The sequence below is a fragment of the Oscillatoria sp. HE19RPO genome (genome assembly GCF_024220515.1).
Lineage (GTDB): Bacteria > Cyanobacteriota > Cyanobacteriia > Cyanobacteriales > Laspinemataceae > Laspinema.
In genome coordinates, this window is record NZ_JAMXOT010000022.1 from 1 (window position 1) to 17,404 (window position 17,404).

Genomic DNA, 17,404 nt, shown 5'->3' on the forward strand with positions numbered 1-17,404 from the left:
ATAAGATAACGACTGAAGTCGTTACTACGAACATAGATAAGATAACGACTGAAGTCGTTACTACGAACATAGATAAGATAACGACTGAAGTCGTTACTACGAACATAGATAAGATAACGACTGAAGTCGTTACTACGAACTGGGAAGATAACGACTGAAGTCGTTACTACGAACTGGGAAGATAACGACTGAAGTCGTTACTACGAACTAAGAGAAGTTATAGGCGACTGGTTTGTTCGATCGCCCATGTGCCGGTTTCTTCATCCCAGATTAGGGACATTCTCAGGGTTTCATTGGACAATCTGCTATCTTCTTCCATGATATAGGTTAATGAAGTGTCTACAATGGCAGAAAAGGGGGTACTGGCGACGACATTAATATTATTAACAGTCACCCGGCGCACACTATTCCACCAGTCGGTGTAAGTATTATAATCTCCGGATTGATTGGTTTGAAATCGCGGATCGAGTTGGTTCCAGGATTGGGAATAGTTGCGGTTATTAATATTAGCATAGTAGTCGCTGATGGACTCTTCCGGAGTTGGGCGATCGCCTACAGGTTCTGTGGGTTCGGGGGTATTATCCGGCGTTTCCGGTTCCGCAGGCGGCATTTCATCCACCGGAGGTTCGGGTTCCGTTGGGGTAACAACCACTGGAGGCGTTTCCGGTTCTGTAGGCGGGATTTCATCCACCGGAGGTTCGGGTTCCGAGGGAGGGACAACCACGGGAGGCGTTTCCGGTTCCGTTGGGGGAACAACCACCGGAGGGGTTTCTGGAGTGGTGGGTTGGGAAATAATGGGGGGAGTTTGTGTGGGTGGTGGGTTAGGAGAAACCGGAGGGGGATTGTTGGCAGGGGGTGTCGCGATCGGGGTATCCGATGACATTCTGTCTTGGGCGATGCCAAATCCGATGAGAAAGGATACCGCTAACACTGCCGCAGCAATGCCGACTGCCCTTGGGGAAATACCGGGCGGTTGAGGCGATGATTGTCCGTAGGGGGAAGGGGATACGGGGCCACGATTTGCTGGGGCAACGGGGACCGTAGCGACTTGAGAAGGGGGTATGGGTGCAGGGTTTCCCGGGGCGACAGCGACTGTCGCGACTTGAGAGTTGACATCGGGTTTTAAGGCATCCAACATCTCTTGTGCGGTGGGAAAGCGATCGCGGGGATTAAACCGAATGGCGCGATCGAGAACCATCGCTAAACCGGGACTCACTGTGGGTGCAAAGGACCGCCACAGGATCTCACCTGTTGCCGGATCCGTGGGAAATTCCTGGGGAATTTTCCCGGTAAGCATATAAATCGCTGTGAGTCCTAAACTATACAAATCACTAGAATACAAGGGTCTCCCGGCAGCTTGTTCCGCCGACATAAACCCGGGACTGCCAATGGCGATCGAGTTGGTAACTCCCCCGGAAGAACTCATCGCCGTTGCCATTGTTTCTTTCACCGCCCCAAAGTCGATCAGGACAGGTATATCCTCACCCGGGGAAAAACCGCCCGGGTTCGAGGGCCGCAACATGATATTATCCGGTTTAATATCCCGATGGACGATGCGGAAACTATGGACATAGGTGAGGACCGGGAGAATTTTCGTTAAGAGCGATCGCACCTCCGCCTCACTCAAGGTCCCAACCGTTTTGACTTTTTTAGTTAAAGTACCCCCCTCAATCCATTCTTGAACTAGATAAAATTGTCCCTCTAATTCAAAATAGGCAAACAACTTGGGAATTTGAGTATTTCCATCCCCCAATTGTTCCAAAACTGCCGCTTCCCGCGCAAATCGTTCTTGGACCATCTGATAAACAGCGGGATTGCCAGTTACGGGTTTAAGCTGCTTAATGACACATCGACGTTTAGAGGGCATTTGGGTATCTTCTGCCAAAAAAGTTTGGCCGAATCCACCCATCCCTAATTCTTGAAGAATACGATAGCGATTATTGAGCAGTACCGAGTTCATGGAATTTGACAGAGTAGGGGTTAGAAGGAAAAACACAGGATTGGTGTAAATAATACAGTACAACCCTGGATTATTTTAAGTCTAGCAAACCACTTTCTTTGAGTTTGGGATTAAAGCGAATGGCCTCTTTAAGTCCCCGAGACGCCAGGACCGCTAACAAATCCGCTTCCACACGGCGTGACACCTGTTTTAACAGTTTCATCTGGGTGAGTTCGTCGATGGATTTTTCATATTTTTCACGTTCCTCATCGGTCATCAGGGGTTTAACATCGATCGCCTGCGTCCATTGAGCTTCATCTGGGCCATTCCCTGGCGGTGTCTGCCCATTTTCTGCAATCCATGCGGCCCGGATTTCTTCTAAAATTGTCCGACTCGGGCGCTCAATCGTTTGGGCTTTAATCCAATAGCAACTGTTCGGTTTTCGCATCAGGTGCTGTTTCAGACTCAAAGCAATATCTCGGGAATATCCGATATATTGTAAGGTTTTTTCTCCATCAAAAATGGCATAAACCCCGACCTTGCCGGTAAAATCGCTGTTGCAGTTTCCCTCATCATCAAGATAGGGTAAAAATTCGAGAGTAGACAGGGGTGAAATATCGGTCATAAGTGATATCCAGAAAAAAAATTCTTTGATTTGAACGAGGGGGAACACGGGCGATCGGTGTCGTGGCGTTCCCCCTCCAGATGATCCCCAGGGTTTAGGGATGATTTTAACTGAGTTTGCGATAGACCACACAGATGCGGCTGGGGTTGAAAATTTTGGCTTTAAACATAAAGTTAGGAGGGACATTAATTATAAGGTAATCGTCGGATTCGTGGTAGGGTTCAAACTCGCTCGGCATTCCCTTGGGAGTCTCTTCACTATAGGGAACAGGTTGGAACATTAACTCAGTAAACTCTACTTGATGGCATTGAGCGGCCTCAGCAACTTGATGAACAAACTCGGGGCTATTTAATAACTCAAATAGAACCGATTTGGCTTCGGGGTTGAGGGTAAAGCTGCCCCCAAAGTTTTGAACAATTTTAAGACCCATAAGAATTGCTGGTAATGACGACAACTGAATTGGGGTTGAGGGAAACACCGGGGTGGTCCGGGACCCTTGAATGGGCTGCAATGCCCTTAACCCTTAACCTATCTTATGGCAAGAGTTCCCCTTTGGGCCGGAGTTGTGGAGGGTTGGGGGAGATTGATTGCGGAGTAGCGGGGGATTTTGGTGATTCTAACTTTTAGAATAAGAACAGCATATTGAGAGTAGAGAGGTTGTCTAAGGTGAGTGCACCAAAAAGTTGGATCTGTGATGGAGTCCCGAAAAATGGGCAGCATTATCCGAATTGTTCTGGCCCCCACCCTCCCCAGGAAAACTACACCCCGGACTGTATGATCTGTGGGTTACCTCGGGAGGCGATGACGGGGAAAAAGTCTTCCCGGGGCAGTAAAACGGTCCTATCTGGCGGCAGGGGGTCGAATCTGCCTGGATTGGTGGCGATCGCCCTGATTCTGTTATTACTGGGCGCAAGTGCCTGGTATCTGTTCGGACGAACTCGGGATCCCGAAGTGGTAGAGAGCACTTCCGAGACTGTTGCCGTCTCCCCTGGGGCAGTCGATCCGTTAGCAAAGGTGAGTCAAACGGCAGTCAATGCGGAACTGATTAGTCAGGGAGAAAAGATTCTCTTTAATCCTGGGATTAATTTTAACCAAAAAGCAGCCGGGGCGACTGCATTTAGTCAGGATAATTGGACCGAAGCAGTCGTCCAATATCAGCAAGCGGCAGAAACTGACCCCAACGACCCGGAAGCCAAAATTTATTTTAATAATTCTAAGGCTAAACAAGCCGGAAATCCCCTGACCATTGCGGTGGTTGTTCCCATTTCTGCCAGTGAAAATTCAGCGAAAGAAGTATTGCGGGGAGTGGCATTACAACAAGAACGGTATAACAATTCTCCGCAATTGCCAGGACGATTGTTAGAGGTGGTGATTGTCAATGAATCAGAACCGGGGAAAGCTCCTTCCCTAGCGGAAGATTTGATTCAATCGCCCAATGTTTTGGGGGTGATGGGACATGGGGTGGATGCTGCCTCTCGGGAGGCGATCGCCCGCTATGAACGCGCCCAATTAGCGGTTTTATCCCCCATTAGTACCAGTATTTCCAGTACCGTTCCCGGTGAATCTATCTTGCAAACTATCTCCATCGCTCAAAAAGCCAATGAGTTGTTTGCCAACTATTTAGAAGGAGTCGGCAAAACCCTCGCCACTTACGCGGAACAAAATGTTTCTTCCCCTGCTGTCGTCGTCTTTTATAACTCGGATAGTCCTTACAGTCAGCAATTAAAAGATGCCTTCAAAGCTGCCTTAGTGCAAACCCCGGGTCAAGTGGTGAAAGAGGTTGATATTACTCAAGGGGGATTTAATCCGGAAACCGAAGTGAGTGATGCAGCCCAACTCGGGGCCAATGTGGGGGTTTTAGCCCTGAGTAAGAACAAAGTGCAAACTGCCGTGGCGATCGCCCAAGCCAACGCCAATGCCGGAACCCCTCTCACTCTGCTGGGGGGAGATGAATTATATAATCCTAATATCCTCAAAGACGGAGATGCCGCCATCAACGGCTTAGTCCTCGCTGTCCCCTGGCGCTGGCAAGAAGGAGATGCCTTTGCCTCACAAGCGACCAATATTTGGCAAGGGAGAGTCAGTTGGCGGACTGCCACCGCTTATGATACCACCCAAGCCCTAGCCAATGCCATCACCCAACAACCCACAAGGGCCGAAACCTCACAATTGCTACAAAACGGCATTGCGATCGCTGGAACTGCCACAGATTTCAGCCTATTTGACCGCATTCCCCTAGTCCAAGCTGTTCCCGGTACTAGCGCCGGATATCGCTATCAATTTGAACCCATTTAAAACAGCGATTTTCGCTAATTTTGGGCTAAAAATATCACTCAATTACCCGCTAACAATACCATGATTCGTTCCCGTCGTCAAATCTGGCAGTACCCCTTATTTCAAATTCCCTTAATCTTCATGATAGGCTGTGCCATTGTTGCCGCTTTATCCGGGCTATTAGGATTTGGAAGACCTCCCGTTGCCGTGGCGATCGCGATCGACTATAGCGGCAGCACCTCCGGCATCGTCCGTCAACAAGAAATTCAAGCCGTCCAATCCTATATCAATCAAAATCAAACCCTCAAAAAACCCAACGCCATCCAAGTCTTCGGCTTTGCCAGCGACATTCGCGCCCTCACCACCGACTTTACCCCCGATAACGACCAAATCGAAGCTCAATTCAACACCTCCAGTCAACAACCAACCCTAGAACAAGAACTCGGAGGCGGAACCAACTTAAACCTAGCCATTCAACAGACAACCCGCGCCTTAAGCAACATTGAAAACCGCTGCCGAGAACTCCTCCTCGTCACCGATGGAATTGCCCCAATTAATGATACCGTCATCCAGAATGCTCAAGCAGAAAATGTTAAAATTAATGCCGTCATTGTTGGCAGTTCAAACTCCGATGAACTGCAAAAAGCCACCCGCTTAACCGATGGACTTTATCTATCCGCAGAAGCGAGTAACCTTGAGCTTTTATTTACCCAAACCTTTTTCCGAGATTTTAACAGTAACTTGCGCTGGGTGATGTTTTGGTTATCTGGGGCTTTCATCTTTTTAATGTGGACCCTCACCCTCCCCTTAGATCGCTGGCTGTTCCAAGGAATCATGGGATTAGACATGACCCTAAGCGGTCAAATTGCCCTCGGTAACGCTTTATTTTGGACCGTAGTCACCCTGATTGCCATTTGGAAAGGATTTGGAATCCCCTTTGGAAATCCTTGCTAATCCGGAGTTTGGGGAGTTGTAGGGATGCCAACCTGCCAGTTTGAGAAGGGTGTCTGTGAGGGAGATAAGCTCAAGGTGCGATCGCGATCGCCTCTCCGGTTTACTCCAATCACCCCACCCCCTCCATTGCCCTACTACTATAAATACAGAAGCAAAGCAATCCAGAGGTAATTCATCATGGCAACCCAAACCCAACAACTGCGGAAAAACACCTATAGCACCTATCGCGACCCCATCACCGGCCAATGGTTAGTATTGAAAGAAGAACAACAAGCCGCATAAGAGGCGATCGGTCTAAGTTATTTCCTCTAATAACCCTGAAAAATAGACCCAATCAATCCCCTGATTTCTTTAATAAATCCATAAAATAACAAAAATTAACCATCACCCCCAAAACTCGTTCCTAGGCTCTGCCTAGGAATGCTTTTTGGGAGGCTCTGCCTCCTTCTTCATCTGTAAAAAACTCTCGGGAGAGTCACTCCCCGAGAGTCTTTAATCAACCCAAACTATTAATTTTCATTCCGCACTCGCGCCAACAGTTCCTCCCGAGAAAGTTGGAGAATTAACTGACCCATTTCCAAAGGTGGAATCAACAGCAAGGCGTCAATGATTGCAAATAATTCCGCATCAACTTCCCCAAACTTGCCTTGGAGCATTTTTTCAACCATCAGGCGTTTCCCCTGTACTATGCCCTGTTGGAAACCCTGTTGACGGGCATTTTCTAACCGTTCTAAATACAGTGGTGAGAGTTCCATAATTAACGATTGGTCCTCCGTCTCTAAATCTTGACGAACTTTTAAAATAAACTCGTTCCTAGGCTCGCCTTGGGACTGCGAAAAAGGAGGCTTAACCTCCTTATTCATATTGGAAAAACTCTCGGTAGAGTCTCCCCCGAGAGTCATTAATCACCCTAAGCAGTTGTTAATTTTCATTCCGCACTCGCGCCAACAGTTGCTCCCAAGAAAGTTGGTAAATTAACTCCATCATGTCCAAAGGTGGAATCAGCAGTAAGGCGTCGATGATGGCGGATAATTCCCCATCAACCTCCCCAAACTTGGCTTTGAGCATCTTTTCAACCATCAGGCGTTCACCCTGTTGGATACCCCGTTGATTGGCATTTTCTAACCGTTCTAAATACAGTGGTGAAAGTTCCATAATTAACGATTGGTCCTCCGTCTCTAAATCTTGACGAACTTCTAAAATCGTGAGCAGATTATAGAGTAATTCTAGCGTCTGCACTCGAAAGGGATTGTCTTCGGGGAGTTCCCGCAGTTCAGTAATGGCTTGTTTTTGAACCTTACCTTTCCCTAACATCCTCAACCACAGGGTTTCGGGGGTCTTGGGTAATTGGTGAATGACGACTATGCCGGTTTTGAAGGACTTCCCTAGAAAATAGATGCCTTCCCCCCAGTTTTCCACATCCAGTTCGGCTTTAAAACCGCTTAACACGGCCTGGGAAACCGTGGGAGATAGGATCCAGAGGTGGGGTAGTTGCGCTTCGTTGAGTCGGGTATTTTCCCGGTTGGCTTGGCGGTCAAATTCGTTGTAAAGTTCAAAAAGTTTGCTCAGACAACTGCGAATCTCTCCGGGCTGAACTGCATTGCGAAAGGGTTCAAAGATAGCGGCAGTGGTGGCGAGTCTTCCCAGTAGTCCTAGGATAGCGACTTCCGGGGGGTGGTCCGATGCCGGAGAAAAAATGACATCGACTTCCCGCACTTCCGCTGCGATCGCCCGACTCGCTTCTACTTCTCCAAATGGACTTAACAGTTCAGTTAGATATTGTTTTGCAAATTGGTCGTAAACAAAACGGGTCATTTTTGAGCGGGTTTAACTGATTTTATTGTATCAGAAAATGGCCGGTTTTTGTTCTGATTTGGAGGGAAGTGTCTGTGATGGGAGGAATGTGGGGAGGCGATCGCGATCGCCTCTCCGATTTATCAATATCACCCCCTCCCCCCAATCCCACCGATAGGATAAATACAAACCAAATCAGGAGGTTATAGAAATGGCAACTCAACCCAAACAACTGCGGCAAAATCCCTACGTTACCTATCGCGACCCCATCACGGGACAATGGCTGGTAATCAAGCCACAACAGCAGGCAGCATAAGAGAGATGGGTTCTGTTAGTATCTTTGACCCCATCCACTCTACAGAGACTCAACCGCGCCAGTTCAAGCAAAAATTCCTCACTCGGTCCAAAGTTGAGGAGTCACGAATTTCTCAAGACCCTGGTAAACTAGGGCAATATTCAAAGTGAATCATTGCCAGGAAACCCTTGAGAATGCCCATTTATAGGCAATTACCCGAGAATCATGATATAGACAACCGGCTGAATTCTTTGAAAAATTCAGGTTTGTTAGTCGGAAGCGATGCTATAATCGACAAAAAGCTAAATGACCTAGCCAACGAAGTTAAGCTGGGTCAGATTGGGGCCAAAGGTGAAATCACCTTTTTAGAGAGGCAAATCTTTAGCTTAGGGCGATCGGTCGAAATTATACCTGAATCGGTTCAGAAAAATGTTAAAATACCCGACTATGCAGTTTACCTCAATCAGGGGGAACCCCTCAAATCGGAAATTACTGAAATAAAAACCACAGTTAAAACCACCAACGTTAGTGCAAGCGCAGGATGGGATCAATGGATTAAAAAGAAAATTAGACAAGCGAACAAACAGCTTAAAAAATCAGGTCTAACTTATGGAATTACGGGTTCGTTGGAAATGCAGCTTTACGAGAATGCCGAAAAGGATTTTTCTGCTATTCTACTCAACGAACCGGAGACAGTCGCAGGGTGGATTTTACAAGATTTTCGCTCTAATCAAATGAGGAGCTTGCGGCGAGTCGCAATTTATGGAAATGGAGAACTGCTGGTAGAGTTTAGTCGCACCGAAAATCATCAAATCATCAAAACCTTTCCTGAATAAAGATAACTATTTTTATAAAGTCTAAACCTATGAATAATCACCAAAATGTTCAAACCACTTGGCGACGAGGAAGCGGTCTGATAGATTGGAATTATAATTTATTTGTCGAGTCTACCCTAGAAGAATTTCTGCCTAATTCCTCGCTCACTCCCTTGTCAATATTCGGAGGAAGAGGTCTAAGGGATTTGCCTGATAATTTAGTTGTCAAGTCTCCCCTAGAAAAATTTCTGAATAGTCACTCGAACAGTCCCTTGCCGATGGGTAAGAGACTCGCACGGTTACTTCTGACTGACCCCTCAATCCGTCGCTTGTGGATAGTCGAGAGAATCGAACGGTTAGTAAAGACACTCGATGACTTTGCGCGGGTTGAGGATGTTACTGTCGATACCCGCAGTTGCGGAGAAGAAACGTTTGTAATCGAGGATTGGCAAGGCACACAATCTAGGTTAAAATTAAGAAACTGGTTGACAAAAACCGATGATGTAGTAAATATAGATTTTACTTTAACCTTGCAATGCTTGACACCGGGCGATCGCGACATTCCCGAAGAATTAGCCATTAAATCTGGGGGGAATATTTCTATTTTTGTAGAACTTGATGATGACGGAGAATTAGATACGACCACCCCGAGTCCAATTTGGTTAACCTTTGGACTGGATGTCGATATTTATGCACCGCTTTCCTGGGGAGAACAGCGCGATAATACTAAACTGGCACAACTGAATGGTTCTCGCTTATCTGCCTTTCTCCACCGTCTGGAAGAAGACATTCCTGGGGAGTTTTTAGGGGTGGATGCTCCTGATTATCAAGACTTAGTGAATCGATATGGATTTTTAGGGGTATCCCACCGCCCCTGAACCCTGAGCCCGTCGAAGGGTTAAAATGTAGGAATATTCCTACAATTCTCAGTGTATCCCACCGCCCCTGAACCCTGAGCCCGTCGAAGGGTTAAAATGTAGTAATATTACTACAATTCTCAGTGTATCCCACAACCCCTGAGCCCTGAACCCGTCGAAGGGGGAGTCGAAGGGGGTCGAAGCGGGGTCGCCGTCGGTTTGGAGTGCGGGCATATCGCACTCTTTGGAAGAACTGCTATATGCTAAAATATAGGCTAAAATCTAACTAATTTCTTTGCCCAGAACATTCCAATGTTAACTTTAGACCAACTCATTTCAGAATCCCTGGCATTATCCGATGCAGACAAGGCGCTCTTGATTGACAAAATCATGGAAAGCATGACTGACTCACTGGATCAAGACCTTTTGCGCGAGGGAATGCAGAAAGCCCAAGCACGAATTGCGGAGATTGAAAGCGGAAAAGTCCAAACCATTCCTGGAGATGTTGCCCTGGCTCAAATCCGGCAACAATTCGGCCAATGAAATATGAATTTCACCCCACTGCCCTCCAACAATATGCAGAAGCTGTACAATTTTTTGCCCAGTACGACAAACACCAAGATTTTATCGATATTATAGAGCGCTCTATATTTCGCATCGTTAGCGCACCCGATCGCTGGCCGATTATATAGCAATCCTAAAGGATTTGTAACAAGAGTAGGTTTTTTACGCTTAACAATACCTCCGGTCCCCTCCCCTTGCCAAGGGGAGGGGACCGGAGGTATTGTTAATCGGCATCGCTACCTCCGGCCTTTCTTCTGATTCTTCCGCGCTACTTCTAACAGATTTTGCTTCAACAAATACCCAAACCCGGCCTTCTCCAACCGCAAGACTAATTCATCCTTACTCTGTCCCAATTCTCGGGCGGTTATTTCTAAATTCCAGTCATGTTTCGCTAACTGACTTAACAAATAGACACGGCGGGTTTGGGCGGCGGATAAGCGATAGGTTTTTAAATATTGAATCTCTCCGTCTTCTGAAATTATCGCCTCTCCGATATGATTCTCTCCCTTGGGTTCGAGTTCGGTGATAAACCGTTGTAGTCCAAAGGTTTCTAAGGTGTAAACTCGCTGACTCTTTAACGATCGCCCTAATAAATCCCCTGCCATAAATCCGTGGAACTTTCCCCAGTGCGATCGCATCTCAGCCACCGCTTTCCTTAACTCCTCCAAATTCTGGATTTTATCCGCTTCAATGGCAACATCCATCGGCAATGGGGTATCATAAAGTAACCCATATTGAAAAATCAATTCTCCATAAAAATCTTCCAACAAACTGCTATGTAAAGCGCGATAATCTTGGGGGTTGGGAACGATAAAGGCAGAGGCGATCGCATCGGCAACAAACACCAACACTCCCACTTGATTCTCGTGAATTTCAAACACCCGCAAGGCGTCGGCAAATCCCCCGACTGCCCGTCCACTGTATGACATCTCCCCCCGCGTCCCCAATCCCTCGGATAGCGCTTGCCGGGAATACTCCTGCCATGCGATCGCCGGTCCGGAAAAGAACATCCCCAAAAATCCCTCCATTGCTAAATGCAAGGGCAGAAATCTCAGGGAATTCTCGCTTTCCCGTTTCGCCATCCGGTGCATTAGTCGCACTTTCGCACAACCATAATCCATCACTTTGCCATCCCGTCCCTGCAATTGCGTCCCGAATGCCACATCCGTTGTCCCCTCATCCCAGGACAACACTAACCCATGCGGAATATAGGAAATATAGCTCATCTCCGGGTCCTGCATCTTTCCCTCGACTGCCACCGAGGAGATATTTTCCCGGTAACGGCGCTGTCGCAGGCGTAAATCCGGGCGGAAATGCGATCGCAACAAAGGCACCAACCGAATCCCTCCATACACCTGGGATGGCGCAATCTCTAACCCGCGCAAAGATAATTTCTCCAACAATGATACTTTATTGCTCATACCCCATCCTCTCCTCAAAGTGTTCTTAGCCCGCGCAGGCGGGCTTCGTCCGTATAGCCCCAGGCTTCAGCCTGCGGGACATTTTATACTAACCCTATTCCTCCCCCAACAATTGCCTCACCTTAGCCGCCAGATATGCTTCCAAATCCGCTAATTCCGCAGTCCCCTCGGCAAAGCGGGCAAATCCCAGCAGGGTGGGCAAATCCTCCGCCTCCCGCAATCCCACCGTAGGAATCGCGGGAGTGAGACTGCGTAATAAAAAGTCATCGGAATCAAACACAGGATTACAATGAACAATAGCAGTCTGTCCCTGGTTATCTAACTTAGTGCGATAAATCTCCAGCACTTGTGCCGCACCTCGGGGCGGGTCGTTTTCCCAGCCATCGGAGACGATCGCCACTAAATCCGCACCCCATTCCAAAGCATCCAATACCGGCGTTGCTAAGTCCGTTTGTCCCCGGGGTGTCACCAACAGCGCCTCGGTTCCCGGGATAGTCCAAAATGCCCGATACTCTTGCGCTGCGGCTTTTAGCAGATAATGGGCAGCTAAAGCAATTCCCAGGGGACGCCGCCGCTTTTCCGAGGAACCGGAGGCGGAATAACTGCAATCGAGGACTGTGGCGACTCGTCCCAGATGCAGGGGAGAGCGTCGTAAAGTGCGACGGGCGGCGCTATCGAGGGCGTCATCTAGGATAGCAAAGCGATCGCCTCGTTCGGCCCGGGATAACGATAGCACATAAAGTGCTAATTTTGTCAAGGGCATCTGGCCTAAATCCACCGCAATTTCCTGTTTCCCCCGATTGGCTGTTTTTTGCAACCGTAATTTTTCCCCCGGTGTCATCTGTTCCTGAATGCGATCGAGGAAAATCTCACGCTTGATCCCATGTTTAGCCGCAAATCCTTCGGCAACGGTTAAGGGTAAGGCATAAATCGCCTCTTGATTGTACTTCGCTTTCCGAAAATACTCGAAAAGCTCCGTTTGATAGGCTTTGATTTTCGTCGGATCGAATAAAAATGCTGCCAGTTCCGTCTCTAATTTGAGATGATTATGAATGGCAACTGCCCGTAATTTTGAGCGATATTTCACCGCTTGAAAGCTGATGTCCCGGTGAGATTGAATATAATCTCTCACAATTGCCCGACTGCGCCGGTTATTGATTCCCCGGCGGCGAATTTCTGCTAAAAGTTTCCACGCCCGTTGGGGAGGCAATTGATTTAAGGCAGCAGCAATTAACGCCCCTTCCTCCTGGCGATGTTCCGGTGGGGTATCCCGTCCCGTTGCCAACAGTTTTAAAATGATTTGGGCGCGATTAAAATGATTGATGCCTGCGGCTAAGGTGCGGGCGTATAATAACCGATAATTGCCTAAGATATAGTCATGCAAAAAATCAATAGAAACACCCTGACTGTTGTGATGACTATAAAATTCGCGCTGTCCCGTACAAGAGAGACAGGCATTAATAAACATGACTAAATCTTGCCGTTCAATTTGGGAAACCTGTTTTGACCACTGGGCGTCCACGTTAAAGCAGTCCTGTTTTAAAAGGTGCTAACAAGGGGAGTCACGGCACGACTTGTAGAGTCTAACTTTACAGGTTATTTCCGGAAGTCGCACCAAAGTCCCGCTTGTTAGCTGATTTTAGGATAACCTGGTCAATAGGGAGTCGTCATCCGTAGAAAATACTTATTTTGCAAGTTTTGTCAGTGTGCCAGGTACCGGAAAGATGCGATCGCGATCGTATCTTAGCCTTTGTCTTATCACTTTCCCCTGCTTATTTGCAGAATAATATAAACATAGAACCAACTGAGGGAGGTTTTTGCAATGGCAACCCAGACCAAACCACTCCGGCAGAATCCGTTTATGACCTATCGCGACCCCGACACGGGGAAATGGTTGGTTGTGAAGCAAGAACAACAACAGGCAGCATAAGGCTCAATCGGTTATGACTGTTCTTTGAGGCGGGATGATTCACAGGCGCGCTTTGAAGTGTTGCCCAATTTTTTTGAGTTGATTTAGAGAAAAAAATTTAGCGATCGCCTTCCAATAAACAGGCGATCGCCCCAAGAGTGGGTGATGGAACTCCGTGCAATAGACACCGATTCCATCAACCCACTGATTTTTTTGTCCGATTCCGATGAATTTCCGGCACCGGCATTAACAGGACTTACCCATATTTTGAAAACAAACCCTAAATGTAGAGGCGATTCGCGAATCGCCTCTACATTTAGAGGTAATGCATAAGTCGTAATTAAGAAATTGGAAACATTTTCGCTTCCAACGACTTGAGAAACTCCGTATTCACCCCGGATTCGCGAGTCAGGGCAATTTTACCTGTGCGGGAAATTTCGCGGATGCCGAATTTGGCGAGGACCTGGACGATCGCCACCATTTTACCCGGATCTCCAACGACTTCAATAATCAAAGAATCTTCCGCCACGTCTACCACTCGTGCCCGGAAAATTTGAGCCAGTTCCACAATTTCGGCGCGGTTATTGCTGTTCGCATTCACCTTCAGCAGCATCAACTCCCGTTCTACACAGGGAGTCTCCGTGATATCCTGCACCTTAATCACGTTAATCAGCTTATATAGTTGTTTCGTAAGCTGTTCAATCACGCGATCGTCCCCGGGTACGACCATCGTAATCCGAGAAATGCCTAATTGTTCTGCTGGACCCACCGCCAGACTTTCGATATTGAAACCGCGACGAGCAAACAGTCCGGCGATCCGGCTCAAAACACCGGCTTCATCTTCCACCAAAACAGACAGAGTATGTTTCATAGGACATCCGCGACACCACCAGGGCGATCGCTACTATTTTTTGTATTCCATTTAGTCTATGCCAGCTAATTTTATCCTGACCTGCCGGGTAACCCCAATTTTTTAACAAAATCCTCAACTCTGGTCATTTATCCTGGGGGCCACCGACCCTCTAACCTCCACAGAAAAAGCCCCTCCCGTCAGCAAGACAGCTTCATCTCTAAAATTAGTTGGTGTAAGCGGTTTTCCTCTGATCCAGATTCCTGGATGAGCCCGCGCAGGCGGGCCCTTCGACGGAGTTCAGGACAGGCTTTGTTCGCAAACGCCCCAGGCTTCAGCCTGTGGGTTTTTATAGACTTGCGTTTGAACCCAGGGGGGTTTTCCGGATCCCCAGCATCTCTCCCGAAAAATGCCACAGTCATTTTAGCCTGGGACCTTCTTCCCCATCCTAGTCCTCAGTGCTAGGGTGCTGGAAAGCGAATAGCGCTACAATGATAGCCACTATCGGAAGATAGCATGGGGCGAACCAGGATGAACAGCCGCTTGCTCTAGCATCTGGCTGAGAAATCCTCCTAGAGATGGAATAGAACCACTCTGAAGTTCGCATAAAATCTGGAAACCCTTGAAAATTTAGGAGTCAATGACAAATGGGTTTGTTACAAAAATTATTCAATATCGTAAAACCGGACAAATCTAAAGAGACAACGGTTCAAGCACCCCCAGCCTCCAATCCTTCTGCTCCCGCACAGAACTATACGGTTCCTGCCGCACCCCAAAAACCAGACATTCCCCCAGAACGGTTAGGATTAAATGGGGAATATGATGATAGCGGGCTCGCCAAGCGGGTTGCCCTCGCGATCGATGAAAATCCCAGTACCACCGATTTTGACCGTCTCTGGATTGCCCAAACTGGCAGTACCGTGGTATTCAAAGGAGAAATTCCTTCCCAAGCCGATTTGGATCGAGTCGTGGGAATTGCTCGTGGGGTTTATGGCGCGAAGGATGTCAAAACCACTGAAGTAAAAGTTGGCTAATTTTTCCCGTTTGGGAACTCTAAAATAGAACGAATTTCAAAAGCGAAGGGGTATAGCATTGCTATACCCCTTCGCTTTTGAGTTGCCCAAGACTTACGCATTTTTGGAAGGCAAACCCTAAATATTATAGATGGCGTAAGTCTTGTGACCACAATATCGGTGCAATGATAATTTCCCACAGCAGGTTTCTCTAAAAAATCATGAGATAACGCATCTAAAATGAATGCTGACCCTTGAGAAGGGGTCGATAGGGTGCGTCAGAACCGATTAATTACCTGGGGTAACCTTTCGCTCTGACGCACCCGACAATCCAGATTCAGAGTGAACAGCGATCGCTCATTTCGGAGCAGATCCCACACTTTCCGGTTCAGGTACTGGATCTTTAAACACAACTCGTAACAACGGCGGTGCTACAAACGTGGTTAAAATCACCATCATAATAATCGCGGCTTCTAGGGACGGAGAGAGTGCGCCACTGGCGACTCCAACTCCAGCAAAGACTAATCCAACTTCCCCTCGGGGAACCATGCCAATCCCGATCGCCAGTCGGTTGATGCCCGGTTGACCAAATACGGCAAACCCAGCAATTACTTTGCCGATAATCGCCACCACAATCAAAAAGGCTGCAATAATCAGCCCTTCGCGATTGCTGGGAATCGCCGGATTGAGAACCCCCAGATTAGTTTTGGCACCGACTACCACGAAGAAAATCGGCACAAAGAAATCCGCCAGGGGAACCACCTGTTCCTCCAGTTCCTGTTGTTTTTCCGTTTCCCCAAGCACTAACCCGGCAGCAAATGCCCCGAGAATGGCTTCTAATCGAATCGCTGCACCCACATAAGAGAGGACAAAGGCAATAATTAGCGCCGTAATCAGCAAGGGTCCGCGAGTCTTGAGTTCTTTAACAAAGGCCACATAATAGGGACTCAGAAAGCGTCCCAAGATAATCACGCCGATCAGGAAAGCACCGGCACTGACAATCAGATAGGCAATATTGGTGATTTCGATTTCACCCGTTTTGACTAGACTAGCGACGACGGCCAAGACAATAATCCCGAGGATATCATCCAGAACCGCTGCGCCAATAATAATCTGGCCTTCCTTGTCACCCAGACGGCCAATTTCTGCCAGAACCTTGGCGGTAATCCCGATACTGGTGGCAGTCAGGGCCGCCCCTGCAAAAATAGCCGGGATGGTGGCAACATGAAACAGACTAATTAAGCCCAGGGTTCCAGCGCCAAAGGGTAAAACGACCCCAACGACGGCCACCACTGCTGCTTGGGGTCCATATTTAATCAGTTCTTTGAGTTCTGATTCCAGACCAATTTCAAACAGCAAAATAATCACCCCGAGTTCGGCCAGAATTGCAATCACTTCACTCTGGGCGGTAAAGGTAGCAACGATGGCTTCTGGCTCTAAACTGGTGGTGCTTTGCAGAAAGCTCATAATCGCAGAACTGCTGCCATCTTCCCCGCCTTCGGGGAAAACAATCAGCTTGAGGACGGAAACCCCCACGATGACACCGCCCACAAGGTCACCTAAAACCGGGGGTAGGTTAATCCGGGAACAAATCTCGCCCCCTATTTTGCTGGCGAGGTAAATCACGACTAAACTCAGTAGCACTCCCGCTACGACGATGGCTTCGTCTACTTTCACCGAGTGAGCGGCTGGGGCCGCTTCGGTCCCAGCCGTTGCCAGCAGGGGTAGAGTTTGGTCAAGGAAGGAATTAAAAAGTGTTGTGGTGAGGGAATTCACCCATGTAAGGCTCTCTGCCATTTATTTTGCAGAACTCGTCCTGTCTAATGTACCTGGTTTGTTTACAAGACTGACGCTCTCGACCCCAAAAATCAAGTTTCCAAGTCATGATCAGAATCTTGATCCCGGTGGTAATCCGAAAGGGTCAGTCTTGATTTATTGTCTTCTTATTGTCGAACCATAAGGAGCGAGTCCGATCGCAAAATATCTTATGGTTACTATAATCAACGAGGAATTTAGGAACTAGAGGACGAGGGACAAAATCGACCCAATGCCTTCTGCAACTTTGGTTACGGCTCCAAAAGACTGCTGAGTTAA

The 17,404-nt window shown here is 47.9% G+C and carries 16 protein-coding genes; 7 read left to right on the forward strand and 9 right to left on the reverse strand.

All coding sequences use genetic code 11. From position 1 onward, the window contains the following. Positions 1-217: 217 nt before the first annotated feature. From NG833_RS02710 to NG833_RS02720, 3 genes are all read right to left on the reverse strand, one after another. Positions 218-1,960 (reverse strand): serine/threonine protein kinase, encoded by a 1,743-nt coding sequence (locus NG833_RS02710; RefSeq protein WP_254563799.1) that lies wholly within the window; start codon positions 1,958-1,960, stop codon positions 218-220. Positions 1,961-2,030: 70 nt separating this feature from the next. Continuing rightward, positions 2,031-2,564, reverse strand: coding sequence for a GIY-YIG nuclease family protein (locus NG833_RS02715; protein ID WP_254563800.1), 534 nt, complete (start codon positions 2,562-2,564; stop codon positions 2,031-2,033). 106 nt (positions 2,565-2,670) lie between these two features. Beyond that, entirely contained in the window at positions 2,671-2,994 is a 324-nt protein-coding gene (locus NG833_RS02720) for a hypothetical protein (RefSeq protein ID WP_254563801.1), read from the reverse strand. Between the two features lie 236 nt (positions 2,995-3,230). Here NG833_RS02720 and NG833_RS02725 point away from each other — a divergent pair, with 236 nt between their 5' ends. Together NG833_RS02725 and NG833_RS02730 are read left to right on the forward strand one after the other, a co-directional pair. Further along, positions 3,231-4,859 (forward strand): ABC transporter substrate-binding protein, encoded by a 1,629-nt coding sequence (locus NG833_RS02725; protein ID WP_254563802.1) that lies wholly within the window; start codon positions 3,231-3,233, stop codon positions 4,857-4,859. Positions 4,860-4,919: 60 nt separating this feature from the next. After that, entirely contained in the window at positions 4,920-5,792 is an 873-nt protein-coding gene (locus NG833_RS02730) for a VWA domain-containing protein (RefSeq protein ID WP_254563803.1), read from the forward strand. 509 nt (positions 5,793-6,301) lie between these two features. Here NG833_RS02730 and NG833_RS02735 read toward each other — a convergent pair. Both NG833_RS02735 and NG833_RS02740 read right to left on the reverse strand, forming a co-directional pair. Continuing rightward, positions 6,302-6,547 carry a hypothetical protein gene (locus NG833_RS02735; RefSeq protein WP_309143828.1) on the reverse strand — a complete coding sequence of 82 codons (246 nt, stop codon included), beginning with the start codon at positions 6,545-6,547 and terminating at the stop codon, positions 6,302-6,304. A gap of 166 nt (positions 6,548-6,713) precedes the next feature. After that, positions 6,714-7,607, reverse strand: a complete 894-nt coding sequence (locus tag NG833_RS02740) for a DUF4351 domain-containing protein (RefSeq protein ID WP_254563804.1) — start codon at positions 7,605-7,607, stop codon at positions 6,714-6,716. A 468-nt stretch (positions 7,608-8,075) separates the two neighbouring features. Between NG833_RS02740 and NG833_RS02745 the strand changes: the two genes are divergently transcribed. The 4 genes from NG833_RS02745 to NG833_RS02760 all read left to right on the forward strand — a co-directional run bounded on the left by NG833_RS02745 (position 8,076) and on the right by NG833_RS02760 (position 10,245). Further along, positions 8,076-8,717, forward strand: coding sequence for a hypothetical protein (locus NG833_RS02745; protein ID WP_254563805.1), 642 nt, complete (start codon positions 8,076-8,078; stop codon positions 8,715-8,717). Between the two features lie 29 nt (positions 8,718-8,746). Continuing rightward, complete coding sequence (locus NG833_RS02750) at positions 8,747-9,574, forward strand: hypothetical protein (protein ID WP_254563806.1); 828 nt, start codon at positions 8,747-8,749, stop codon at positions 9,572-9,574. A gap of 291 nt (positions 9,575-9,865) precedes the next feature. Then, the gene (locus NG833_RS02755; RefSeq protein ID WP_254563807.1) at positions 9,866-10,096 is read left to right on the forward strand and encodes an addiction module protein; all 231 of its coding nucleotides are present in this window, start codon (positions 9,866-9,868) and stop codon (positions 10,094-10,096) included. Continuing rightward, positions 10,093-10,245, forward strand: coding sequence for a hypothetical protein (locus NG833_RS02760; protein ID WP_254563808.1), 153 nt, complete (start codon positions 10,093-10,095; stop codon positions 10,243-10,245). The genes NG833_RS02755 and NG833_RS02760 overlap by 4 nt, the downstream gene beginning before the upstream one ends. Before the next feature lie 108 nt (positions 10,246-10,353). Here the strand turns inward: NG833_RS02760 and NG833_RS02765 are convergent, their stop codons facing one another. The 3 genes from NG833_RS02765 to ilvN form a co-directional block, all read right to left on the reverse strand. Continuing rightward, positions 10,354-11,538, reverse strand: a complete 1,185-nt coding sequence (locus NG833_RS02765) for a hypothetical protein (RefSeq protein WP_254563809.1) — start codon at positions 11,536-11,538, stop codon at positions 10,354-10,356. 94 nt (positions 11,539-11,632) lie between these two features. After that, positions 11,633-13,060 carry a hypothetical protein gene (locus NG833_RS02770; RefSeq protein WP_254563810.1) on the reverse strand — a complete coding sequence of 476 codons (1,428 nt, stop codon included), beginning with the start codon at positions 13,058-13,060 and terminating at the stop codon, positions 11,633-11,635. Between the two features lie 727 nt (positions 13,061-13,787). Continuing rightward, positions 13,788-14,318, reverse strand: coding sequence for an acetolactate synthase small subunit (gene ilvN, locus NG833_RS02775; RefSeq protein WP_254563811.1), 531 nt, complete (start codon positions 14,316-14,318; stop codon positions 13,788-13,790). Positions 14,319-14,944: 626 nt separating this feature from the next. On the opposite strand from ilvN, the gene NG833_RS02780 reads away from it, so the two are divergent. Next, positions 14,945-15,331: a BON domain-containing protein gene (locus NG833_RS02780; RefSeq protein ID WP_254563812.1), complete on the forward strand. Its 387-nt coding sequence runs from the start codon at positions 14,945-14,947 to the stop codon at positions 15,329-15,331. Positions 15,332-15,667: 336 nt separating this feature from the next. On the opposite strand, the gene NG833_RS02785 is transcribed toward NG833_RS02780, so the two are convergent. Continuing rightward, entirely contained in the window at positions 15,668-17,107 is a 1,440-nt protein-coding gene (locus tag NG833_RS02785) for a cation:proton antiporter (protein WP_254563813.1), read from the reverse strand. Between the last annotated feature and the right edge of the window lie 297 nt (positions 17,108-17,404).

What these genes read in the sequence shown, in the direction of transcription:
- NG833_RS02780 (WP_254563812.1), top strand. Translation starts at nt 14,945, where the DNA reads ATGGGTTTGTTACAAAAATTATTCAATATCGTAAAACCGGACAAATCT.
- NG833_RS02740 (WP_254563804.1), bottom strand. Translation starts at nt 7,607, where the DNA reads ATGACCCGTTTTGTTTACGACCAATTTGCAAAACAATATCTAACTGAA.
- NG833_RS02745 (WP_254563805.1), top strand. Translation starts at nt 8,076, where the DNA reads ATGCCCATTTATAGGCAATTACCCGAGAATCATGATATAGACAACCGG.
- NG833_RS02735 (WP_309143828.1), bottom strand. Translation starts at nt 6,547, where the DNA reads ATGGAACTCTCACCACTGTATTTAGAACGGTTAGAAAATGCCCGTCAA.
- NG833_RS02710 (WP_254563799.1), bottom strand. Translation starts at nt 1,960, where the DNA reads ATGAACTCGGTACTGCTCAATAATCGCTATCGTATTCTTCAAGAATTA.
- NG833_RS02715 (WP_254563800.1), bottom strand. Translation starts at nt 2,564, where the DNA reads ATGACCGATATTTCACCCCTGTCTACTCTCGAATTTTTACCCTATCTT.
- NG833_RS02720 (WP_254563801.1), bottom strand. Translation starts at nt 2,994, where the DNA reads ATGGGTCTTAAAATTGTTCAAAACTTTGGGGGCAGCTTTACCCTCAAC.
- NG833_RS02755 (WP_254563807.1), top strand. Translation starts at nt 9,866, where the DNA reads ATGTTAACTTTAGACCAACTCATTTCAGAATCCCTGGCATTATCCGAT.
- NG833_RS02785 (WP_254563813.1), bottom strand. Translation starts at nt 17,107, where the DNA reads ATGGCAGAGAGCCTTACATGGGTGAATTCCCTCACCACAACACTTTTT.
- ilvN (WP_254563811.1), bottom strand. Translation starts at nt 14,318, where the DNA reads ATGAAACATACTCTGTCTGTTTTGGTGGAAGATGAAGCCGGTGTTTTG.
- NG833_RS02760 (WP_254563808.1), top strand. Translation starts at nt 10,093, where the DNA reads ATGAAATATGAATTTCACCCCACTGCCCTCCAACAATATGCAGAAGCT.
- NG833_RS02750 (WP_254563806.1), top strand. Translation starts at nt 8,747, where the DNA reads ATGAATAATCACCAAAATGTTCAAACCACTTGGCGACGAGGAAGCGGT.
- NG833_RS02765 (WP_254563809.1), bottom strand. Translation starts at nt 11,538, where the DNA reads ATGAGCAATAAAGTATCATTGTTGGAGAAATTATCTTTGCGCGGGTTA.
- NG833_RS02730 (WP_254563803.1), top strand. Translation starts at nt 4,920, where the DNA reads ATGATTCGTTCCCGTCGTCAAATCTGGCAGTACCCCTTATTTCAAATT.